This is a genomic window from Streptosporangium becharense (genome assembly GCF_014204985.1).
GTDB lineage: Bacteria > Actinomycetota > Actinomycetes > Streptosporangiales > Streptosporangiaceae > Streptosporangium > Streptosporangium becharense.
In genome coordinates this window covers 596,980-620,117 of the sequence record NZ_JACHMP010000001.1, presented here as the reverse complement: position 1 = coordinate 620,117, position 23,138 = coordinate 596,980, and the positions used below count along the sequence as shown (strand labels likewise).

Annotated in this window: 16 protein-coding genes; 10 read left to right on the top strand and 6 right to left on the bottom strand. The window is 72.1% G+C overall.

Annotation, left to right across the window (positions count from 1 at the left end; translation table 11 throughout):
- Nucleotides 1-135: 135 nt before the first annotated feature.
- The 4 genes from F4562_RS02755 (at nt 136) to F4562_RS02740 (ending at nt 5,989) form a co-directional block, all read left to right on the top strand.
- Nucleotides 136-2,598 (top strand): cation-translocating P-type ATPase, encoded by a 2,463-nt coding sequence (locus tag F4562_RS02755; protein ID WP_184540653.1) that lies wholly within the window; start codon nt 136-138, stop codon nt 2,596-2,598.
- Nucleotides 2,599-2,762: 164 nt separating this feature from the next.
- Nucleotides 2,763-3,626 (top strand): universal stress protein, encoded by an 864-nt coding sequence (locus F4562_RS02750; RefSeq protein ID WP_184540652.1) that lies wholly within the window; start codon nt 2,763-2,765, stop codon nt 3,624-3,626.
- 233 nt (nt 3,627-3,859) lie between these two features.
- Nucleotides 3,860-5,098 carry a cytochrome P450 gene (locus tag F4562_RS02745; protein ID WP_184540651.1) on the top strand — a complete coding sequence of 413 codons (1,239 nt, stop codon included), beginning with the start codon at nt 3,860-3,862 and terminating at the stop codon, nt 5,096-5,098.
- Between the two features lie 126 nt (nt 5,099-5,224).
- Nucleotides 5,225-5,989 carry an SAM-dependent methyltransferase gene (locus F4562_RS02740; RefSeq protein ID WP_184540650.1) on the top strand — a complete coding sequence of 255 codons (765 nt, stop codon included), beginning with the start codon at nt 5,225-5,227 and terminating at the stop codon, nt 5,987-5,989.
- A 250-nt stretch (nt 5,990-6,239) separates the two neighbouring features.
- Here the strand turns inward: F4562_RS02740 and F4562_RS02735 are convergent, their stop codons facing one another.
- Nucleotides 6,240-7,049 (bottom strand): SAM-dependent methyltransferase, encoded by an 810-nt coding sequence (locus F4562_RS02735; RefSeq protein WP_311733921.1) that lies wholly within the window; start codon nt 7,047-7,049, stop codon nt 6,240-6,242.
- A gap of 279 nt (nt 7,050-7,328) precedes the next feature.
- On the opposite strand from F4562_RS02735, the gene F4562_RS02730 reads away from it, so the two are divergent.
- Nucleotides 7,329-7,706, top strand: a complete 378-nt coding sequence (locus F4562_RS02730) for a bleomycin resistance protein (RefSeq protein ID WP_184540649.1) — start codon at nt 7,329-7,331, stop codon at nt 7,704-7,706.
- A gap of 301 nt (nt 7,707-8,007) precedes the next feature.
- Nucleotides 8,008-8,655, top strand: coding sequence for a hypothetical protein (locus F4562_RS02725; RefSeq protein ID WP_184540648.1), 648 nt, complete (start codon nt 8,008-8,010; stop codon nt 8,653-8,655).
- A 152-nt stretch (nt 8,656-8,807) separates the two neighbouring features.
- On the opposite strand, the gene F4562_RS02720 is transcribed toward F4562_RS02725, so the two are convergent.
- Entirely contained in the window at nt 8,808-9,218 is a 411-nt protein-coding gene (locus tag F4562_RS02720) for a nuclear transport factor 2 family protein (protein WP_184540647.1), read from the bottom strand.
- Between the two features lie 228 nt (nt 9,219-9,446).
- Between F4562_RS02720 and F4562_RS02715 the strand changes: the two genes are divergently transcribed.
- Nucleotides 9,447-10,037, top strand: a complete 591-nt coding sequence (locus F4562_RS02715) for a TetR/AcrR family transcriptional regulator (RefSeq protein ID WP_184540646.1) — start codon at nt 9,447-9,449, stop codon at nt 10,035-10,037.
- Nucleotides 10,038-10,175: 138 nt separating this feature from the next.
- Here the strand turns inward: F4562_RS02715 and F4562_RS02710 are convergent, their stop codons facing one another.
- Nucleotides 10,176-11,645 carry a SulP family inorganic anion transporter gene (locus F4562_RS02710; protein ID WP_184540800.1) on the bottom strand — a complete coding sequence of 490 codons (1,470 nt, stop codon included), beginning with the start codon at nt 11,643-11,645 and terminating at the stop codon, nt 10,176-10,178.
- A gap of 638 nt (nt 11,646-12,283) precedes the next feature.
- Between F4562_RS02710 and F4562_RS02705 the strand changes: the two genes are divergently transcribed.
- A complete protein-coding gene (locus tag F4562_RS02705) occupies nt 12,284-14,455 on the top strand; it encodes a SpoIIE family protein phosphatase (protein WP_184540645.1) in 2,172 nt (723 codons plus the stop codon).
- Nucleotides 14,456-14,545: 90 nt separating this feature from the next.
- Here the strand turns inward: F4562_RS02705 and F4562_RS02700 are convergent, their stop codons facing one another.
- Nucleotides 14,546-15,676: a Vgb family protein gene (locus F4562_RS02700; protein ID WP_184540644.1), complete on the bottom strand. Its 1,131-nt coding sequence runs from the start codon at nt 15,674-15,676 to the stop codon at nt 14,546-14,548.
- A 317-nt stretch (nt 15,677-15,993) separates the two neighbouring features.
- A complete protein-coding gene (locus tag F4562_RS02695) occupies nt 15,994-16,581 on the bottom strand; it encodes a hypothetical protein (protein WP_184540643.1) in 588 nt (195 codons plus the stop codon).
- 456 nt (nt 16,582-17,037) lie between these two features.
- Here F4562_RS02695 and F4562_RS02690 point away from each other — a divergent pair, with 456 nt between their 5' ends.
- Together F4562_RS02690 and F4562_RS02685 are read left to right on the top strand one after the other, a co-directional pair.
- Nucleotides 17,038-17,619 (top strand): hypothetical protein, encoded by a 582-nt coding sequence (locus F4562_RS02690; protein ID WP_184540642.1) that lies wholly within the window; start codon nt 17,038-17,040, stop codon nt 17,617-17,619.
- Nucleotides 17,612-18,745 (top strand): peptidase, encoded by a 1,134-nt coding sequence (locus F4562_RS02685; RefSeq protein WP_246473338.1) that lies wholly within the window; start codon nt 17,612-17,614, stop codon nt 18,743-18,745. Before F4562_RS02690 ends, F4562_RS02685 begins: the two co-directional genes overlap by 8 nt.
- 161 nt (nt 18,746-18,906) lie before the next feature.
- Here F4562_RS02685 and F4562_RS36190 read toward each other — a convergent pair whose 3' ends face one another.
- Entirely contained in the window at nt 18,907-22,932 is a 4,026-nt protein-coding gene (locus F4562_RS36190) for an Ig-like domain-containing protein (RefSeq protein WP_184540641.1), read from the bottom strand.
- Nucleotides 22,933-23,138: the final 206 nt, after the last annotated feature.

The window sequence follows — 23,138 nt, the reverse complement described above, 5'->3', positions numbered from 1 at the left end:
GCACATACGAGACGACACAGACAGGGCGGGGTCCGACAGAGCGGGCACAGGTGCGGGCAGGGCGGGTCGAAGGTCCCGCGTGCCGGTGGCCTTCGCCTCACGATCCGGTCGCCGTCGCGATGATCTCCTGGTCCCATGCACACCGACGCGGACACCATGCCGGGACTGAGCGGAACCGAGGCCGTCCGGCTGCTGGAGGAGCACGGTCCCAATGAGTTGCCGCGTTCCCGGCCGCCCACCGTGCTCGCCCGCGCGGTGCGGCAGCTCGCCGACCCGTTGTCGATCCTGTTGCTGATCGCCGGGCTGGTGACGCTGGTGGTACTGGCCGAGGTGCCCGAAGGTGTGGCGATTCTCGCGATCCTGCTGGTGAACGTGGTCATCGGGGTCAGCCAGGAGGTCAAGGCCGACCAGGCGGTCCACGCGCTGCGCACGCTCACCGCGCCGATGGCCAAGGTCAGGCGCGACGGTGTGACCCGGCGTCTCCCGGCCGCCGAGGTCGTGCCCGGTGACCTGGTCGAGGTCGCGGCCGGTGACCGGGTGCCCGCCGACGCCCGGCTGCTCCGGGCGAGTGCCCTGGCCGTCGACGAGGCCGTGCTGACGGGGGAGTCGCAGTCGGCCGACAAGCGGGCCGGAGGCGAGACCGGTCCGGGTACGCCGCTGGGCGACCGGGACGGGGAGCTGTTCTCCGGCACTCTCGTGGTCCGCGGCTCGGGGGTGGCCCTGGTGGAGCGGACCGGCGCCGAGACCGAGATGGGACGCATCGCCGGTGCCTTGGAGGGCGGGTCCAAGGGGCCGCTGGAGGCGGACCTGGCCCAGGCGTCCCGGCGGATCGGCCTGCTCGCGCTGGCAGCGGGCGTCGTCATGGTCCTGATGGGCCTGACCCGGGTCGTACGGGGCGAGGCCGCGCTGCTCGACATCGTGCTGGCCGGGGTCGCGCTGGCGATCGCCGCGGTCCCCGAGAGCCTCGCCGCCGCGGTCACCACCGCGCTGGCTCTGGGCTCCCAGCGGATGGCCGGGCTGGGGGTGATCGTCCGGCGGCTGTCGGCGATCGAGGCCCTCGGCGCCACCACCGTCGTCGCCTCCGACAAGACGGGGACGCTGACCACCGGGCGGCTCACCGTCGTCGACCGGGTGGAGGTGCCCGGCGCGGACCTGTGGCGGGCGGCGCTGCGCTGCAACGACGCCCGCGACGGGCTGGGCGACGCCGTCGACGTGGCGCTGCGGGCGGCGGCCGAGGAACACGGGGTGCGGCCGGCCGCGGGTGAGGAGCGTCTGGCCAGCCGGCCCTTCGACGCGGAGACCCGGTCCATGGCCGTGGTGACCGAGGGGCCCGTGCTCACGGTGAAGGGGGCACCGGAGGTCGTGCTGGCCCGCTGCGTGCCCGGTGAGCGGACCCGGCGGCTGGCCGAGGCCGTGGGCGACCTCACCGGGAAGGGGCTGCGGGTGCTCGCGCTGGCCGAGGGGGACACTGGTGACCTGGACGCCGGGGACCTGCGACCGCTCGGCCTGGTGGGGCTCCGCGATGAGATCAGGCCGTCGGCGCTGCGGGCGGTCGCCGACTGCCGGTCCGCCGGCATCCGGGTCATGATGGTGACCGGAGACCACGGTGACACCGCCCGGGCCGTCGCCGACGAGGTCGGCATCGAGCCCGGGCCCGTGGTCACCGGCGCGTCCCTCGACGCGGCGGGCGACGGCGACGGCAGGGCCGCGCTGTTGCGCGGGGCGACCGTCCTGGCTCGCGTGGACCCCTCCACCAAGCTCGACCTGGTCCGCACGCTGCGCGCGCACGGCGAGGTCGTCACCATGACCGGTGACGGGGTCAACGACGCGCCCGCGCTCCGCCACGCGGACGTGGGCGTGGCGATGGCGGGCGAGGAGGGGACCGACGTCGCCCGGGAGGCCGCCGCCGTCGTGGTCACCAACGGTGAGCTCGGCACCATCGTCACCGGGATCCGCGAGGGGCGCCGCCTTCACCACAACGTCGCCTCGATGATCGGCTATCTGCTGACCGGCAACCTGGCGGAGATCATTCTGGTGCTCGCCGGCCTCGTCCTCTGGCCGGAACTGGTCGTCCCGCTACTCCCTGTCCACCTGCTCTGGATCAACCTGGCGCTCGACGGCATCCCCGCCATCGCGCTCGGCGTCGACCGGCCCGCGGGAGACCCGCTGGCGCTCCGGCCGCGACACGACGGCCTGCTGTCGGGCACGGTGATCCGCAGGGTCGCGGTGCGGTCGTCGATCGTCGCCCTGCTCGTGATCGCCGCGGTCGAGGCCGCCCGGAGGATGGGCTGGAACGAGGAACAGGTCCGTACCCAGGCGGTTCTCGCGCTGGTCATGGCCCGGCTGACCCTCGCCTACGTCGTGCGGGCCCGCCGGTGGACCTTCGAGCCGGGATGGTGGCACGGCCGCGCGCTCCTGGCCGCCGTCGCCGTCACCGCCCTGCTCCAGGTGCTCGTCACCCTCGTGCCCGCGCTCGGCGCTCCGCTCGCCCTGGTGCCGCTGCCCGCGGCCGGGTGGGGAACGGCCCTGGCCGCGGCGGTCCTCACCCCGCTGCTGTGCGACCTCGCCCGGCGTCCCGGCGGCCGTGCCCCCGCCTGAGGCGGGTCCCACGGGCTCACGGCACCCTGGCCGTGCCCCCGCCTGAGGCGGGTCCCACGGGCTCGCGGCACCCCGGCCGGGGAACGCGCCGGCGGGGTCCGCGGCGGGGGCACCCGCGGGCTGCCGGATGATGGGATGAGAATCATGAACACCTGGAGGACAGCATGATCGTAGTGGGAGTCGACGGTTCGCCGGCAGGTCTGGCGGCCGCGGGCTGGGCGGCGCGGGAGGCGGGGGTGCGCGGCACATCCCTGAGGGTCGTGCACGTCATGCCGGCCTGGCCCCTGGAGACCCCGGAGGACGGCCGCTACGCCTCCGTGGCCAAGTGGATGCGCGACGGGGCCACCTCCATGGTGACGGACGCGCTGGAGCGGGCCCGCCGGGAGAACCCCCGGGTCGAGGCGGAGTCGCGGCTGCTTCCCGGCGACCCCCGGTCGGCCCTGATCGAGGCCGCCGGGGACGCGGAGCTCCTGGTGGTCGGCAGTCACGGACTGGGCGGTTTCCGCGGCATGTTGCTCGGCTCGGTCGCGCTGGGGGTGTCCGGCCAGGCCCGGTGCCCGGTGGTCGTCGTGCGCGACGTGCCCGAGCGGCCGGACGGTGAGGTGGTCGTCGGGGTCGACGGCTCCCCGGCCGGCGCGGACGCCCTCGCCTTCGCCTTCGCCGAGGCGTCGCTGCGCGGCACCGGCCTGCGGGCGATCCACGCCTGGGAGCGGCCCGGCGTGGGCGGGCCCCTTCCCCCGCCGCCCGTGGGGGAGACGGCCGAGGAGGAGCGGCGGGTGCTGGCCGAGGCCCTGGCCGGGTGGGGCGAGCGGTATCCGGACGTCAAGGTCGTCGAGCAGTCCGAGGAGGGGCACCCGGTCGACGCGCTGCGGGACGCCTCGACCCGTGCCGGGCTGCTGGTCGTGGGCTCGCGCGGACGCGGCGGCCTGGCCGGGCTGGTGCTGGGCTCGGTGAGCCACTCCATGCTCCACCACGCTGCCTGCCCGCTGGTCGTGGTGCCCCCGGCGGGGGAGGCCGGACGCTCCTGATCCGGCGGCCGGTCACGCTCCGGAGCGTCTTGCCCGCATCCCGGTTCCACGGTCGTAGAAGATCACAGAACCGGGACGCGACACCTTCCTTCCGGAGCCTCCCCCCTTTATGATCTTCAAGGCGTTCGACCCGCGTCTTTCCGACCCGCGTCTTTCCGACCCACGTCTCTCCGGCCCTCGCCGTCCGCCCTCCGCGCCGTGCTGACCGCCTCCGTCAGAAAGGGACTCCGCCGATGACCGTGACCGCCGGGCCGCAGGACTCCGCCGCCTGCCCGATAGCCCACCCTCTCGACCAGGACGCCGACGGGGTGAACCGTCCGGGCCTGTACAAGAACGAGCGGTACCACGAGATCCGGGAGACCGGCACCGGCGTCACGGAGGTCATCCGGGTGGGCGGCACCCGGGCCAAGCTGGTCACCCGCTACGACGACGTGATGCAGGTGCTCCGCGACCAGCAGAGCTTCTCGCGGGAGCGTGCCCTCGACGTCGACGACGTGGAGCTGGAGGGAACGCTTCTCGGCCTGGACCTCGACGACCACGCCGCGGTCCGGAAGGTCGTCAGGGACCGGTTCACCCGGCAGGCGGTGGAGGGCATCCGCGGCCGGGTCGAGGCCCGGGCGGCGGCGCAGCTGGCGGTGATGACCGGCCGGGGCGAACCGGCCGATCTGATCGAGGCGTTCGCGCTGCCGTTCGCCCTCGACGTCATCGGCGACATACTGGGGCTTCCGCCGGAGGATCGGGCACAGTTCCGCCGGTGGGGCGAGGCGTTCCTCGCCAGCAGTGCCCTCAGCAGACAGGAGGCGGCGGCCTCCGAGCAGGCCATGGCCGGTTACCTGGTGGGTCTCATCGAGCGCCGTCGCCGGGAGCCGACCGGTGACCTGCTGTCACAGATCGCCGCGGACGGGACGCACCTGCCCTTCGACAGGCTGATCAAGCTGCCGATCGCGCTACTGGTCGGCGGGTGGGAGACCACGGAAAGCTCCATCGGCACCTACGTCCAGGTCCTCCTCACCCACCCGTACGGGGGGTACGCGACCGCCTACCGTTACCTCACCGATCATCCCGAGGCGATCCCCGGCGCCGTCTCCGAGCTGGAGCGGATCTTCTCCACGGCGGCCGCGGACGACATGCCGCGCCGGGTGGTGCAGGACGTCGTGCTCCCCAGCGGCGCGGCCCTCGTGGCGGGCGACGTGGTGATCCCCTCGCACGACGCCGCCAACCACGATCCGAGGGTCTTCCCGGACCCGCACCGGATCGACTTCGGCCGCACCCCCAACCGGCATCTGGCGTTCGGTTACGGTGCCCACCACTGCATCGGCCGGCATCTGGGGCACATGGAGGTCGTGACGGCGATCACGCTGCTCACCCGTGAGCTGCCGGAGCTGCGTCTGGTCGTCCCGGTCGAGGAGATCCCCCGCAGGTCGGGACACGCCATCCGCGGACCGATCGAGCTGCCGGTGGCGTGGAGCTGAGGCCGCCCGGCCCGAACGCCGTCCTCACTTCTCGGGTCCTGACCTGACAGGAGTCCTCCGCCGCCTCGCGGGGTGCTCCCGCCGCCGGTCGGGGTCCTCAACCGAAAGCAAGGAACCCTTCTCGCGATGAGCGACCCCTTCGTCGACGCCTTCTTCGCCCTGCATCACGGCCTGCCCCGCCAGGCACCCGGCTCCGACGCCACCACGCGCCGGCTGCTGGAACTGGCGGGACCGCTGCCGCCCCGCCCTCGGATGCTCGACCTGGGCTGCGGCCCCGGCCGTTCGGCGCTGCTGCTTGCCGCCGAGACCGGCGGCCACGTCACGGCCGTCGACCTGCACCAGCCCTTCCTGGACGAACTGACCGCGGAGGCCCGCCGGCGCGGGCTCGCCGGCGCCGTCGAGCCCGTCAACCGTTCGATGGCCGACCTGCCCTACCCGGACGGGAGCTTCGACGTGGTCTGGGCCGAGGGCTCCGCCTACATCCTCGGCTTCGACACCGCGTTGCGGCAGTGGCGCCGGCTGCTCGCCCCCGGCGGTGTCCTGGTCCTCACCGAGTGCGAGTGGGCCACCGAAACGCCTTCGCCCGGCGCGCGGGCGTTCTGGGACCCGCAGTATCCGCTGCGGACCACCGAGCGGAACGCCGCGGCGGCCCGGGAGGCCGGCTACACCGTCGTCGCGGTCCTGCCGCTGCCCGACTCCGACTGGTTCGACGAGTACTACACCCCGCTCGCCGGACGGCTCGACGCCGCCGACCTCACCGACGAGGCGACGGCCCGGGCGGTCGCCGCGACCCGGGCGGAGATCGCGCTGCGTCACGAGCACGGCGCGGACTACCGATACACCGGTTACGTACTCCGTCCCCGGCAGGACGACGGGACGGGGGAACGGTAGAAGAAGACCCGGTGACCGTCCGCATCCGGGGCTGACGTCGTCCTGACCGCGCGGCACGCCGGCGGCAAGCCGGTGACCGTCCGTCTCCGGGGCTGACACCGCCCGCACCGCCGGCACGCGGAAACCGTTCGCCGGCGGGTGTGCCCCGGTGACGCCGGTCCGGCCGGCCTCACCGGGGCACGAGCACCTCCCGTGGCAGGGCGGGCCGCACGACCGTGCGGCCCGCCCCGGCCCCCGTGGGCCCCCGTGGTCAGCGCAGCAAAGCGACCCCGCTGTACCCGTCCACGCCGGGAAGCCCGGGGAAGCGGGGCTCGTCCGCTTCGGGGCGCCAGTCGTCGGTGGACACCAGACCGGGCTCCACGAGCTCGAACCCGTCGAAGAAACGCATGATCTGCGCGTGGGACCGCGGGGTCGCGGAGCCCGCGGAGGTCCGGCTGTACAGCTCGCGGCCCTCGCGCACCTTGTCCTCGTCCAGGTCTCCGAAGGAGAGGTGGCTGATCGCCATGCCGCTGCCGGGGGCGAGCCGGTCACGCAGGGTCGCGACGATCCGTTCGGCGGTGTCGTCCTCGGGGACGAAGTGCAGGACGGCCAGCATGAGCAGGCCCACCGGCCGGTCGAGGTCGATGTGCCCGCTGACCTGCGGATCGTCCAGGATGGCCTTGGGGTCCCGCAGGTCGCCGTTCACCACGATGGTCTGCCGGTTGTCCGCCAGCAGCGCGCGCCCGTGGACGAGCACGATCGGGTCGTTGTCGACGTAGACGACGCGGGACTCGGGAGCCACGCCCAACGCCACCTGGTGCACGTTCTCCTGCGTGGGCAGGCCGGCGCCGATGTCGAGGAACTGGCGGATTCCCGTCGACGCCAGGAAACGCACCGCCCGGCGGAGGAAACGCCGGTTGGACCTGACCCCGTCGCGCACGTTGGGCGTGAGTTCTATGATCTTCTCGGCCGCCGTCCGGTCGGAGGCGAAGTTGTCCTTGCCGCCCAGGAGGTAGTCGTAGATCCGGGCGACGCTCGGAACAGCCGGATCGATCTCCAGCGGCACGTCCTTCATGTCCATCCCACTCTCGGTGCACCAGTTGTTGATCTTAACGTAGTGGATGAGGCGGGATTTTTCCCGGAAAAAGTGAAGGCGATCACATATACCGTCCTGGCGGCAGGCGCGCGAGGGGTGGACCGGCCGGTGCGGAGAGCCGCGTCTACCGAGGGGCCGGGCGCCACCGGGGCCGCGACCGCCGTGCGTCCTCTTTCCGGAATTCACAGCGGCTTTTCCGGGGTTTACAGTGCGGCCGCCGCTCAATAGCGTGCTCGTGCGAATCCTTCGAGGAAGGGAAACCTCATGGAGCTGCTTCCGGCGGCGTTCTCGCTGGCACCTGTCATTCCCTGCGCCGATCTGAGGAAATCCGCCGAAGTGTGGGCCGCGTTGCTGGGGGCGGCTCCGACATTCGTCGACGGCGGCCGGTGGGCCCAGTTCGACCTCGCCTCCGGCCGGCTCGCGCTGTCCGGCACCGACCGGGTCTCGTCCGGCCCGAGCGTGATGGTGAAGGTGGCCGACGTGGCCGCGGCCCGTGCCCACGCGGCGGAGCTCGGACTCGACGCCGGGCCGATCGAGACGGGCCCGCACGAGGTGCGGTGCGTCGTGTCCGGCCCGGACGGGTGGGACGTGGTCTTCTACGCTCCGGGGAACCCTCCGGCGGGTGAAGCCCCGGCCTCCTGACCTCCCGGCTTCCTCGACTCCCGGCTCCTTCCGCAGCCCCGGCCCCGGTGAGTGCGATCCGGCCGGGCACGGAGGTGCGGAAGGAGTGGCGGCCGCGTCACTGGTTCGCCCGCGGCGGCTATTTCCGCAGGCCCATAAAAGAATGCCGAAAAACGGGTCTTGACCGGGGGGCGGGGGAAGATCACTCTCTCGGTGTCGAAATACGCGCGCCACGTCGATGCGGAGGGAAGCCGAAATGCCGGAGAGAACAGCGGGGGAAAACGCCGGGAAAGTCACGTCACGCCGCCGGGTGGGAGCCTGGATGGCCGCGCTGGCGCTGGCCGCGGGTGCGCCGGTTCTCGCCGCTCCGGCGGACGCCGCCGCTCAGCGGCTGGCGCCTTACACATGTAAGCAGGGTTACGTCTGGCGGGAGGCGACTGCCGGCGACCTGGTGTGCGTGACACCGGCGATCCGCTCGCAGACGGCGGCCGAGAACGCCGCCGGCCCGTCGAACCAGCAGCCCGGAAGCGTCTTCTGCAAGCAGGGCTTCGTGTGGCGGGAGACCAGGCCGTCGGACCTGGTGTGCGTCGTCCCGTCGAGCCGTACCCAGGCCAAGAGCGACAACGCCAACGCACCCTACCGGCTGGTCGATCCGGGGGCGACCCCCCAAGGCGGCGTGTCGGTCAGAACCGAGAGCCACCAACTCGGCGGCGGCGGCTACCTTTACGCCACCGGGACCGGCCTCAGCGCGAACCAGAGCGTCCGGTTCTACGCGGTCGGCATCGGCACGGTGGGCCCGTACTCCCTGGGCTCCCTCACCGCCAACGCCCAGGGCGCTTTGAGTGGCTGGAACTACGTCGCCGACATGCGCTGCCGGGCACAGCAGACCGGGCCCGCGACCATCGTCGTCCTCGACCAGGGCAGCGGCACGGTGACCACCGGGGGTATCACGTACGCCTTCTGGTGCTGATTTCCCGGGCCAGGACCGCCGGGACCGCCGGCCTCCTTCCCCGGTCCGCCTCGGACCGACGGCCTCCTCCCCTCCCGGTCCGTTTCGGATCGCCGGCCCGGCCGGATCGGGCCGGGCCGGTGCGCGCCGCCGGCCCGGCCCCGGGGCCGGGGTCAGCGGGTGAAGGCGACGCCGATCGCGTGGCTGTCCTCGTACATCCGATAGCCGGTGATCTTCGCGTCGGCGACGGTGAAGTGCAGGGCGAAGGGGTTGGTGAACGTCTTGCCGGTGGACACCACGCCGAAGCGGCTCCGCCCCGTGACCACGGCGTGCCCGCCGTCGACGACGGTGGCGTCGACGCTGAACTCCTCGGCGGGGGTGAGCTCCTTCCCGAGCAGGGTGAAGAACTCGGCGATCTCGTCCTTGGTGGACCGGGCCCCGGTCCAGGGGACGTTCGGCGCGCCGGCGACGGAGAAGTCCACCCGGTCGGCGAAGAGGTCGAGGAGGCCGGGCAGGTCCCCCTCCCCGAAGCGGGCGAAGAAGGCGTCGACGATCTCGCGGGTGGTCTGTGGTGCGGTGGTCATGTCTTGGTACCGATCTGTCGTGGGGTGGACGTGCCTGGGGGAGAGGCCGCCGGGTGACCGGCGGGAGCGCGGCCCCGCCTGGTCGTGCGGGGGCCGGGGCCCGCCGCACCGGCCGTCGGGAGGAGCACCCACCGCCGGGCCGGAGGCCATCTCCAACCGTCTGGTTGGAGTATGGCATGCCGTCCGGCAGATTCCAACCGAACGGTTGGAATCTTGTAGGCTGACCCCATGGCCTGGGACACAGCGCGGACGAAGAGGCTCCTGCTCGACGCCGCGGTCGAGGAGTTCGCCGAGCACGGACCGCAGGGTGCGCGGGTGGACCGCATCGCCGCGTGCGCCGGGGTGAACAAGGAGCGCATCTACCAGTACTTCGGCGGCAAGGGGCAGTTGTTCACCGCGGTCCTGGAAGCCGAGCTGGCCAAGGTGGCCGCGGCCGTACCGCTCACCGGGGACCGGGCCGCGGATCTCGGTGAGTACGCGGGGCGTGTCTTCGACTACCACCGTGCCCATCCGCACTTCCTCCGCCTGCTGTCCTGGGAGGGGCTGCAGGACGACGGCCGGGAGGCCGCGGTGGCCGAGGGCGAACGCAGGGCCCACTACGCGGACAAGCTCGCCGCCTTTGCCAGGGCCCAGGCCGCGGGGGAGATCACCGGTGACTTCGATCCCGCGCACCTGCTCTACGCGGTGTTCGCCCTGACCACCTGGTGGTTCTCGGCCCCGCAGGTCGTGCGCATGATGATGGGCGGCACCGCAGCCGACAGCCCGGAGGCGAGACGCGAGGCGCTGGTCCGCATGGTCCACCGCCTGACGACGGCCTGATCCGCTCGCCGCCCACCGGGCGTCGGTCACCGGGGGTTGGTCACCGGGTGTCGGTCACCGCCCGCCGGGCGCCGTCGAGGGGGCTCCGGCGGGGCGTGTGGACCTCGACCGCGAGCCGGTGGAGCCCGCGGTGGTGTCTCAGTGGCCGCCGGACAGCTGTCCGGCCAGGGCGCCGTGCAGGCGTGCGCTGGGCTCGTTGAGGCCGGTCACGGTGACCTTCTTGCCGCGGGCGGCGTACTTGGTCTGCACCGCGTCCAGCGCCGCCACCGAGGAGGCGTCCCAGATGTGGGCATCCGTCAGGTCGATGATGATCTCGTCGGGGTCGTGCGCGTAGTCGAACCGGTAGACCAGGTCGTTGCTGGAGGCGAAGAACAATTCGCCGCTGACGGCGTAGACGGCCTGCTTGCGGTCGGGGTCGACCACGACGGTGACCTCGGCCAGGTGGGCGACCCGGCGGGCGAAGACGACCATGGCGGTGACGGAACCGACGACGACGCCGATGGCCAGGTTGTGGGTGGCCACCACGACCGCCACGGTGGTGGTCATGACGACGGTCTCGCCCCAGGGCATGCGCCTGAGCGTGGCCGGGGCGACGGAGTGCCAGTCGAAGGTGGCGAACGACACCAGGATCATGACGGCGACCAGGGCGGCCATCGGGATCTGTGAGACCCAGGGGCCGAAGACGATGCACAGGATCATCAGGAAGATCCCGGCGGTGAAGGTCGACAGCCGGGTGCGGGCACCGTTCTTCACGTTGATCATCGTCTGGCCGATCATGGCGCAGCCGCCCATGCCGCCGAAGAACCCGGTGACGATGTTGGCGACGCCCTGGCCGATGGACTCACGGGTTTTGTCGGAGCGGGTGTCGGTGAGGTCGTCGACCAGCTTGGCGGTCATCAGCGACTCCATCAGCCCGACCAGCGCCAGTGCCAGAGCGTACGGCGCGATCAGGGTGAGGGTGGCCATGGTGAACGGCACGTCCGGCAGGCCGAAGGCCGGCAGCGAGGAGGGCAGGGCACCGCGGTCGCCGACCCTCGGCACGGCCAGGCCCGCGCCGAGGGTGATGGCGGTCAGGATCGCGATTGACACCAGCGGGGCGGGCACCACCGTGGTGACGCGGGGGAAGAACACCATCAGCGCCAGGCCGCCGGCCACCAGCGGGTAGACCGCCCACGGCACACCTGTGAGTTCGGGCACCTGCGCCATGAAGATCAGAATCGCCAGGGCGTTGACGAAGCCGACCATCACCGAGCGTGGCACGAACCGCATCAGCTTGGCCACGCCGAGGGCACCGAGCGCGACCTGGATGACGCCGCCGAGGATGACCGCGGCGATCAGGTAGGGCAGGCCGTGCTCGCGGGTCAGCGGTGCGACCACGAGGGCGACCGCGCCGGTGGCGGCGGAGATCATCGCGGGGCGGCCGCCGACGACGGCGATGACCACGGCCATGGTGAAGGAGGCGAAGAGTCCGACGCTGGGGTCGACGCCGGCGATGATCGAGAACGAGATCGCCTCGGGGATCAGGGCGAGGGCGACGACCAGGCCGGACAGGATCTCGGTGCGGGCGACCTTCGGCGACGACCAGGCCGGCCGGGAGACGGGCAGCAGACGGGCAGGTGAGGACGAGCGGGGCAACAGGTGTCCTTAACGCATAGACATAGGGGGTCATGGGGGCAGCCCGGCGGCGCGCGGCGACCGGGGCGTACAGGGGTGACGACGGACGGAGGAGAGGTGAGAGGGCACCTGCGACGGGACGGACGGCGGGGTCGGCGATCCCGGGCGGGCCTCGACGAGCCGCGTGCGCGGCTGCCGCCGAGCGCGCGGCTACCGGGGCGAAAGCGTCACGGCGGGCAGCAGGCGGCGGGCGAGGCGGGCATGCGCGGGCCGAAGTCCTTTACGTCGGGAGCGTCACAAGACGCACCGGTGCGCCTTGCTCGGGCCGGGCCGCGGCGCAACGCCCACGACCATCGGGGCGGACCAGCAGGAATCTCCCCGTCACCGGCAACCTTACCCTCCGCTCCCCGAGGCCGTTCTCCGCGGCGGGGGTGTTTCGACATTCACTATGGGCATATTGTCCCCATATGAGGTTCTATCGGAAAGTTTGGTGGGATCTGTTGCTGCCGGGCTGTGCCGGCCGCGGTACCGGAGCTGGGCCGGAAACCGGCGGCGGGGCGGTCCGGGACCGCCCCGGGCACGCGGGCGTCCCGGCCCGGGACGCCCGCGCCGGGTCGAGGTGAGGGAAGGGCATGCGGGACCACGCCGTGCCCTCCGGCGGCCCTGACCTGGATCCGCTGGACCGGTTGGACCAGCTCCTGATCCAGACGATGCAGGAGGTGGGGGCGGCCATAGGAATGATCTACCTGCTTCCGCCGGGCGATCAGGTGCTGCGGCTGGCGGTGCTGGGCGGGATCTCCCGGGAGTTCGCCGGCCCTTGGGAACGGGTGGCGCTGGCGGCCCCGATACCGGTGGCCGACGCGGTGCGCGAACGCCGCCTGGTATGGGTCGGCACCCAGGCGGACATGGCGAGCCGCTACCCACGGGCGGCGCTCACGCTGCCCTACCACTTCGCGCTGGCGGCCTCCCCGATCCTCACCGGCACCATCTGCTGGGGAGCCCTGGTGCTGCTGTGGCCCGGAATCCACCCGCCACGGCTCACCCCGGGGGAGGCCGGCGTCATCGGCGTCTCCTGCCGCCGCATGGGCGCCATCCTGCGGCGGGCCGCCGACAGCGGCCATCCGCTCTCACCCGAGCCGGAGCCGCACATGCTGGTCCAGCCGCGTCTGCGCACGGTGGATCCGGCCGAGGCCCTGGCCGCCGTGGACTTCGCCGAGCGTCTTCCCGAGGGGTGCTGCGCGCTGGACACGGAGGGACGGATCGTCTTCGTCACCACCACCGCCGCCGACCTGCTCGGCCGCCGCGGCGCGGACCTGCTCGGAGAACTGCCCCGCAAGGCGCTGCCGTGGCTGGACGACCTGACCTACGAGGACCGCTACCGGTCTGCGATGATCGGCCGCCGGCCCGTCTCCTTCACCGCGCTGCGTCCTCCCGACAGGTGGCTGACCTTCCGGCTCTACCCGGACGCCACCGGCATCAGCGTGCGCATCACACCGAGTGAGGCGACCGGCGACCCGGGCGGGGCGGCGGACGAGCCCGCGGCACCCGAAGGCAGACCGATCCGGGCGGGTGCGCTCTACCACCTGATGCACCTGGCCGCCACGCTCACCGAGGCCGTCAGCGTGCAGGACGTGGTCGACCTGGTCGCCGACCAGATCATGCCCGCCTACGACGCCCAGGGGCTCATCCTGTTCGTGACCGAGGGGGGCCGGCTGCGCGGCGTCGGCCAGCGCGGCTACAGCGCCGACGCACTCGACCACTTCGACAGGATCTCCCATGATCTCTCACAGTCTCCGGCGGCGCGCGCCATGATCAGCGGCGTCCCCAACTTCTTCGCCTCTCCCGAGGAGATGGAGCGGGTCGCCCCCGGCATCCCGGAACTGACCCAGAAGTGCGCCTGGGCGTTCCTGCCGCTGATCACCTCGGGCCGCCCCGTCGGCTGCTGCGTGCTCTCCTACCGCCAGCCCCATCCCTTTCCCGACGACGAGCGCGCCATCCTCACCTCGCTCGCCGGACTGATCGCCCAGGCCCTGGACCGGGCCCGTCTCTACGACGCCAAGCACCAGCTCGCCCAGGGCCTGCAGGAGGCGCTGCTGCCGCACGCCCTGCCCTCCCTCCCCGGGCTGGGGGTGGCCGCCCGCTACCGGCCCGCCACCCTGGGCATGGACATCGGCGGCGACTTCTACGACCTGCTCCGCCTGGACGACACCACCGTCGCCGCCGTCATCGGCGACGTGCAGGGACACAACGTCACCGCCGCCGCCCTCATGGGGCAGGTCCGCACCGCCGTCCACGCCTACGCCAGCGCCGGTGCGGCCCCGGGCGAGGTCCTGGCCCGGACCAACCGCCTGCTCATCGACCTCGATCCGGACCTGTTCGCCAGCTGCCTGTACGCCCACCTGGACCTGGCGCGTCACCGGGCGTACCTCACCACCGCCGGCCATCCTCCGGCGTTGCTGCGCCACCCGGACGGCCGGACCGAGGTCCTGCACATCCCGCCCGGCCCGCTCCTCGGCATCGATCCCGGTGCCGACTACCTCACCGTCGAGATCGTCCTGCCGCCCGGCGCCGTGCTGGCCCTGTACACCGACGGCCTTATCGAGACCCCCGGCGCCGATCTGGGGGAGGCCGTGGACGATCTCGCCGCCCGTCTCGGCCGGGCCCGGTACGTCTCCATGGACGACCTCGCCGACACCCTCGTCCGCCAGGTGCGGCACGCCGACTCCCGCAGCGACGACATCGCCCTGCTCCTGCTCAACCCGCGGCCGGACGGGGAAGAGCCCGCCCGGCCGGTCACCCGGTGACCCCGGGAACCCCGGAAACCCCGGAAATGCGGTACGGCCGGCGGTCGCGGCGGGTGTGCGCCGCGACCGCCGGCCAGGCCGGTCATGAGGTCAGGGGGTCACGACGGCTATCTGGTCGACGTAGTTCTCGGTGAGCCAGAGGTTGTCGTCGGGGCCGAGCGTGATGTCGAACGGCCCGGAGACGGTGGTCGGCAGCGGGTGCTCGCTGATGGTCCCGCCGGGGGTGACGCTGCCGACGATGTTGGAGATCTGCCCGACGAACCAGACGTTGTTGTCCGGCCCGATGCTGATGCCCCAGGCGAAGCCGTCGGGGTCGCTGAGCGGGTACTCGGTGAAGACGCCCGAGGTAGTGACGGAGCCGACCTTCCCGTCGGCGTCGGTGTACCACAGGTTGCCGTCCGCGCCGGCGGTGATCCCGACGGGCATCGCGGTGGAGGTCGGGGCGGTGAACTCGGTGATCGTCCCGCTGGGGGTGATCCGTCCGACGCCGTTCGCCAGCGGCTGGGTGAACCACAGGTTGCCGTCCGGGCCCGCGGTGATGCGCATGGGGTAGGAGCCGCTGGTCGGCAGGGGGTACTCGGTGATGGTGCCGGAGGTGTCGATCCGGCCGATCGCGTTGGCGTCGGACTCGACGAACCACACGGCGCCGTCCGGCCCGAGGGTGATGCCCCACGGGTAGGCGTTGGCGGTGGGCAGGGGGTATTCGGTGATGGTTCCGGAGGTGGTGATCCGCCCGATGGCGTTGCCGGTCGCCTCGGTGAACCACACGGCGCCGTCCGCGCCGGCGGTGAGGTGTGCCGGCTGGGAGTCGGTGGTGGGAAGCGTGTACTCGGTGAACAGGCCTGCGGTGGTGACCTTTCCGATCTTGTTGGCGAAGTTCTCGGCGAACCACAGGTTACCGTCCGGCCCGGCCGCGATCCCGATGGGGCTCGCCGGGAAGGTCGGGATGCCCAGCTCGCTGATCGTCGGCGCCAGCCGGGCCCCGGCGAGCCGCTGGGCCGATGCGGCCGCGGCCCTGGAGTTGCGGGGTGCGGGCGGGAACTGGCACCGGATCCGCCGGTGGTTCGGCTGGAGCTTGAGCTTGAGGCAGAGCTTCACCCAGGGCCGCACGGGTGACGGGAGATTCGGCGGGGCGGCGGACGCGGACACGGTTCCGCTCGTCGTCAGGATCAGGGCCACGATCAGCAGTGGGTACGCCAGATGTCGGGAGCGATACCGCATGGCATTCCTTTCGGCGGTACGAAGGGCAACGGGAACGCGGGCCGCATCCGGGCATCGAGGTCGGCATGCCGAAAGCCCGATATGGGTGAAAGATCGCATCCCGTCCGGCTCGCGTTGTTCAAATATCGCGTAGCCCCGTGCGGAATCGCCGACCGGTGACGTTCGCGGCCGGTCATGAGTCCGTCAATTCCCCGGCGGTCACCTCGGTCGGGATGGCAAATGTGAATGATATTTGTGGTCTTATATCCGGAATTCCCGGCGAATCGCCGGAGGTGTACTGGATCTACCGGTGCCGATCCTCCCGTGGGGGCCGCCGGTCAGGCGACCGAGTGGGAGATGGCGCCGGTGTAGGTGCCCGTGGCGGTGCCGGCCGGGATGGTGAGGACGATCGTCGGCCGCCAGGTCGTGACGGTGATGGGGATGACGGGCGTCTTGGAACCGCGGAACGCGATCACCTGCCCCGTCAGCGCGACCCGCTGCGCGGCCTCGGTCTGCCCCGGGATGCGGTTGCCGGCGCCCGACGAATCGGTGACCGGGCCCGACCAGTAGGCGGCGTTGCCCCTGGCGATGGTCCGTAGCGTGGCCCCGGAACCGGCGGTGAAGTTCGTCGCCGACACGACCGCCGTCCAGCTGCGGGTGCCCGGCCGGTTGTCCTCCACGGTCACCGCGCCGAGCGAGACGCTGACGCTGCCCCCGGGCGAGAGGAGGCCGAAGTTCGCCGCGTTCGGCACGGTGATCCACAGTCCTTCGGCGCGGTGGGAGAACGCCGTTCCCCAGGGGGGAGCGGAGTACGCAGAGGCGGTGGGGACGCCGAGTCCGAGCGCCAGGGCGAGCGCCAGGGCGGGTGCCGTCGCTGGCGGCAGGGGGGCCCGCCCGGCGAAGGGGGCCGCGGGGCTCTTCCTCATCTGATTCCTCAAAGGTGTCCTGTGGGGCTGGCGCGGGACGTCCGGTCGACGCCGGCAAGCAGATCGCAGCCTAGATCATCCAAACGGGCCCGCTTTCCCGTTCCTCGCCCGTGGACGGCAAATTCCCGGAAAAGGGCCCGGGGGTGCGGGGGAACGGTATTTTTCCCAGCTATTTCTCCTCTCGCCAGGTCATGGCGGGCGGAGACGAATAACGCCAAAAACGACCAAAAACGTGAAAAACGACCGTCGCGGGGCCGGTCGACCGGGGAATTCGCGCGGGCACCACGACGAGGGCGGAGCCGGGCGCCGGACGGCCCGGCACAGAAAGAAACAATCTGATCGCCAAGAGTTGCCAGATGCCCGTTGCGTTCGTTTCCGGCGGCCGGTCGTGGAGCAGGATGCGATCACCTGACACCCGTCCGGCAGGGGCGGGAGATTCGACGGAGGGGGTCGGCAGTGTCGAAGAGCCGTCTCGGCATCCCACTGGTAGGTGTCGCCGGCGCGATGGTGGCCATGGTCATGGCGGTGCCCGCCCATGCCGACACCTGCGCCGCGAACACCACGTGTTCCACCACGGTGACGTTCGTCGTGGCGGCGGCGGGCACCCTGACGATCACCGTGCCCGACGGCCCGGTGAACCTGGGCACCGACAACCCGGGTGACCAGATCAGCGGACAACTCGGCGCGGTCACGGTGACCGACCAGCGCGCCGCGCTCACCGCCACCTGGACGGCGTCGGTGAGCGCGGCATCCGGAGGCTTCACCACCGGCGGCGGCACCGCAGCCGAGGTCATCCCCACCAGCGCCATCAGCTACTGGTCTGGCCCGGCGACCGCCACCACCGGCACCGGCACCTTCGTCCCCGGGCAGCTCACCGTGAACGACGCGCAGACGCTGGACGAGATCCGCATCGCCTTCCGCAAGACCAGCGGCTCCGGCAACAACTCCGCCACCTGGAACCCGACCATTGTCGTCAACGTCCCCGCGCAGGCGGTGGCGGGCACCTACACCGGCACGGTGAACCACTCCGTTGCCTGACCCAGCGCTGCGCCGGCCCACCCTCGCGGCGGTGCTGTGCGTCCTCCTCCTGCACGGGACGGCCGGTGCTCCGGCCGCGGCGTCGGCGGGCCACGCCGCCGCCGCCACCGCCGCCGCGGGCGCCATCCTCGTCCACCCGGCCGGTGCCGTCAACGGTGCCGTCCCCGGCCGGGTGGCCGCCGACGGCGCCATCGGCATCCGGCTGCTGGAGATCCCGGCCAACCGCGCCGACGACCCACGCGCGCGGTACTTCATCGTCGACCACGTCAACCCCGGCACCACCTTCACCCGGCGGCTGGAGGTGCACAGCACCTCGCCGAAACCCCAGCGCGTGGAGCTGTACGCGGCCGCTGCCGACATCAAGGGCTCCCGCTTCACCTTCGCCCCGGAGCGGACCGCCAACGAGCTGAGCTCATGGATCACGCTCGACCGCGCCGCGGTCGACCTGCCCGCCCGGGGCAGCGCGCGGGTGAAGGCGACCGTCGCCGTGCCGGAGTGGGCCGGCAAGGCGGAACGGTACGCCGTCATCTGGGCACAGGTCTCCTCCGCCCAGCCGGGCCCGCAGGGCAACGTCGCCATCGTCAACCGGGTCGGGATCCGCGCCTACCTCGACGTCGGCCCCGGAGGCGAACCGGCCTCGGACTTCACGATCGGCGACGTCGTCCCCCTGCGGGCCGAGGACGGCCGGCCGCAGGTCACGGTGGCCGTCGCCAACACCGGCCACCGCGCTCTCGACATCGAGGGGCGGCTGTCGCTGTCCGGAGGACCGAGCTCCATGAGCGCCGGGCCCTTCCCGGTCTCCCGCGGCACGACCCTGGCACCCGGTGGTCGCGGAGAGGTCGTCGTGCCGCTGGGCGTGGACCTGCCGTCCGGACCGTGGAAGTTCCGGCTCACCCTGCGCAGCGGCCGGGTCGAGCACACGGAGACCGGCACCCTCACCCTCCCGGAGAAGGCCGGGGCCTGGGGCCTGCCGGCCGTGCGGGGCTTCCCGCTGACACCGGTCCTGACGGCCACCGGGTTGCTCGCCGTCGCCGTCGCGGTGGCCCTCCTGCTGGTCCTGCGTGCCCGGCGCCTCCGCACCCGGCCGGAGGTCCCCGCCGGGCACCCGCCCGACGGTTTCGCCTGACGCCCGCCGGGCACCCGCCCGGCGGTCTCGTCGCACGCCGGCCGGGTGGACGCGGCGGGGCGTCCGGCGTGCGGCTGCCCCGGGGCGGTGACACCGCCCCGGGGCACGTACGGCCCTGAGACGGACCCGCCGGGCGGGAGGGCCCGGCGGGTCCGGCGGCACTACCGGACCGTCACCACCGCCTTCGCCTGCACGGTCGTGCCCTCCACCCGGCCCGCGACGGTGAAGGTGCCGGGCTCGGCGTACCGGGAGGGATCGACGGCGTCCCAGGTCACCTTCACCGAGCTGTCCCGGGAGCCGTCGTTGTAGGTGGCCACGACGGTGGAGGGCAGCGACGGGGCCACGCCCGCGCGGGTCGCCACCGGCTCCTCGGCGATCGAGGTGACGGTCACCGCGGTGCTGGTGCGGACGTACACGGTCGCCCGCACCGGCTCGCGCAGGCCCTCGGCGAGACCGGCGACGGTGAAGCTGGTGCCCCCGGTCTTCACCTGCTCAGGTGTGACCGGCTGCCAGGTAACCCCGGCCTGGCCGCGCGCTCCGTCGGAGTAGAACGTCTCGACCGTGCGGGGGAGGGTGGGCAGCGTGCCCACCGGGGTGGGCACGTGGACGGGACGTGCCCCCTCCGGCGGTACGGCGTACACCTTCCACTCCAGCAACCCGACCGAGCCCTGGCCGGAGGTGAGCCGCATCCGCAGACGCGACGTGGTCACCTCGTCGAAGGAGACGGTGTTGTAGCGGTCGACGGCGGCGGGGTACCCGTCGGCTCCCGGCACGTCCTCGAAGGAGTCGCCGTCCCAGTACTGAATCGCGTAGGACGCGGGGACGCGCACACCGCCGCCGTCGTCGAAGAAGTAGACGTCGGCCTTGTCGACCCGCACCGGAGCCGGCCACGCCAGCTGGACCCAGTGGTCGCCCTGCTGCGGCCAGGTGCCCCAGCGGGGGTTGGCGGCGTCGTTGGAGCGCGGCGGGTCGATGCCGTCGTTGACCGCGGTGACCTTCTCCCACGGGGAGGTGTAGGAGGCGGTCGGGGCCGCGTACGCGGCGACGTTGCTCTGCGCGCCAGGGTCGCCGACGGTGACGGCGACCGTGGCGGCGGTGGAGCGCGCGCCGTCGGAGGCGGTGAGCCGCAGCCGGTACGTCCCCGCCTCGCTGAACGTGGCGATCGTGCCGGTGGCTCCGGCGGGGTCGGTGAAGAACACCTCGCCGGGGCCGTCCACGGCGCTCCACTCCGCCGTCAGCTCGGCGGAGGGCAGCCCGTCGTCCTTGACCACCGCCGTCAGGCGGACCTGGCCGGGCCGGGCGAACGTCCGGTCCTGCACGGCGAGCACGTAGGGGGCGTGGTTGGCCGCCTGCGGGGCCTCCGCCCCGGTGGAGCGGACCTGGATCTCCTTCACCCCGGTGGCGTGGCCGGGGCGGTGGGTGACCAGGACGCGCAGCTTCTGGGTGGTGACGGCGGGGAACCGCACGTGGTTGAGGTTGGCCCGCGGGTAGGCGGGCTCCTTCGCCTGGCCCGGCACGTTCTTCCAGGTCTCGCCGTCGAGGTACTGCAGGGTGTACAGGGCGGGTTCGCTGTGGCCGCCGACGGCGCGGTCGTTGCGGAAGTGCAGCCGCACGTCGTCGACCGGCTGCGGTGACCCCAGGTCGACCTCAAGCCAGTCCTGCGGCTTCCCGGAGCCCTTGCTGTCCCAGTACGGCTCGTTGACGGTGAAGCCGTCGACGGCCCCGGCGGGGTCGCCGTGGGAGGCGGCGGCGCTCCTGACGAGGTTCGGGGCACTCGAGCGCAGGTCGACGCCCGCTTTGCGGAACATGTCCTCGATCCGGTCGCCCTTCAGGGCCACCCGGGTGGGCTCCCGCATCGTGGCGCGTTCGGCGTGCACGACCGTGCCGCCCTCGACCTTCCCGGTGGCGGGGTCCCACACGGCGTGCGCCAGGCCGCTCAGGGTGACCTTCCGCCTGCCGTCGATGAAGATCGAATACCCTTCGGGGACACCCGCGTAGTGGGTCTTCCCGTCGCCCGGCCTGTCCCAGACGATGGTCAGGTCGGAGTCGCGGTACCTCAGGTTGTTGACGGTGAAGTGGTCCCAGCCGATGTCCACCGGCCACAGCTCCACCTTCGCGTCCGACCGCGGACGCAGCCCCATGACGTCCTCGATGATCGTCCAGTTGCTGCTGCCCAGGATGGTGTGGTGGATCCAGGAGCGGTAGTCGATGCTCTTGGTGGCCGGGTTCCAGTTGGCCCAGAACTCGTTGGCGTCCGGGTAGCGGACGTCGCCGCCGACGAACTGGGCCCAGGCGTTCCAGTAGAGCATCTGCTTGTACATCTGCGGGGTGATGTACGGGGAGGCGTACTCGCGCAGTGCCCTGCCGAACAGGGAGAAGTGCCGGGTGGAGTTGAGCTGGGAGAAGTTGTTGGTGCCCGGCTTGCCCTGGGCCTGCGCCTCGGCCTTGTCCTTCTGGTTGGCGGTGAAGGTCGGGAAGATCGGGTACTCGGCCGGGTCGGCCCACAGACGCAGCGCCTCGCGGTACTTCGGGTCGTCGGCGGGCACCAGGCCCACGTTGAACGGGAAGTAGTTGTTGCTCTCCTTCCACGGGATGAGGTTGCCGGTCTGCAGGTCGCGGTGCTTGAAGACCTTGGCCTCGTCGTCCCAGAGCAGGTCCAGGATGGAGTTCTTCACCTTGTCCGCGACGCCCCGCATCTCGGCGGCCTTGGCCGTCTCGCCGATCAGCTCGTAGGCCTGCGCGGCGGCCTGGGCGTTGGCGTAGACGTAGGCGCCCTCGGCCCGCTCGTTGGCCCGGTCGTAGTAGTGGAAGGAGACCGCGTCGGCGTCGTTGCCGGTCATGGCCTCCCAGTCGTACTCGATGATGCCGTTGCCGTTGGAGTCGTACGCCGCGAGCTGCCCGTACACGTCCTTCTCCGCGTACCTGGCGAGGTTGCGCAGGACGCCGGGCTGCCCGCCGTGGATCTGGTAGCTCTCCAGCGCCGCGGCCGAGATGTACTGGGTGTAGCTGTTGGACCAGTTCTCCGGGTCGCCGGGGTTGTCGGTGTACTTGGAGTTGCGCGACACCTCGCCCGCCGAGACCCACGGCCCGTAGGAGTAGACCGGGTCGCGCAGGTACTTCAGGTCCTGCACGAACATCGGCACGGTCAGCGCGATCGCGTTGTTGTAGCCGAGCGCACCCTCGACGGAGGTCGGGAACTGGAAGTCGTCACCGGGGATGTCCGCGTCGAGGTAGTTGAAGCGCATCAGCCACCAGCGGTAGTAGACGAACTTCTTGATGTTCTCGTCGGGCACGTCGATGTAGGGCAGGTTCTCCGCCCACCAGGCGTTGTAGTCCTGCAGGTGCCGCCGCAGCGCTTTCTCCGGCGAGCGGCCCTTGTACCCGTCGTACTCCTCGCGCGAGGCCGGCAGTTCCTCGGTGACGAAGCCCATCTGCACCTTGGTGCGCGCGGTCGCGCCGGGGGCGATGCTCAGCGTTCCGGTCAGTTTGCCGTCGCGGGCCTTCAGCCCGTCGCCGCTGAGCCTGGGGAAGATCGTGGTGAGCCGGTTCTTCGCGGTCACCACGCCGGTCAGTTCGCGGTCGCCGTCCGCCGACGTCGTGTACGGCGACTCCACCGTGACCGGGACGTCCCGTTGCGCGGTGCCGGTGTTGGTCACCGCCAGTGTGGTGACCGCGACGTTCTGGTGGGTGATGAACTTCTTGACCGTGACGGCCAGGCCGTCACCGGTGTACTCGCCCTTCCAGTGGCTGGGCGTCTGCAGCCGCCCGGCCACGTCCTCGCGCAGGTCCGTGCCGAGGGAGACGGTGTAGGCGTCGCGGTCGTCGACACTCTCCCAGTAGGCGACCCTGCCGCCGAAGCCGACGACGGCCGGGTCGTGCTCCTTCATGAACAGGGCCCGGCCGCGTGTCATCAGCCACGGCCCCGCCGGGTCGTCACCCGGGCGGGCGAGCATGCGGTCGATCCAGTAGGAGTCGCCGCCCTTCTCCTTCTTGTAGATCTCCTTGAGCGTGTGCCGGGGGTGATAGGCGACGGGCTCGTCGGGAACCGGGTCGCCGCCGGTGAAGGACGGCCACCCGAGCGGGTCGGGGGCGACGAGGGCGGGTGCCGCGGCGAGGGCCGGGGACGCGGGCGTGAGCAGGCCGCTCGCGAGTCCCAGCACCGTCAACGCGGACAGGAATCTACGCACATGTTCCTCCTGGTGTGCCGGAGATATCCCTGTGGGGGGTGAGATACGTCAGCGGGGACGGACGGGCCGTGTGGACGGGAGCCGGAGGGGCACGCCGGCGGGGACGCGCGGGCCGCGTCGGCCGGAGCCCGGGCCGCGGCGGCGGAGACGTGCGGGTCATGCCGGCGTGGGTTATGGCAGCGTGGGTTATGGCAGCGCGGGCTGTG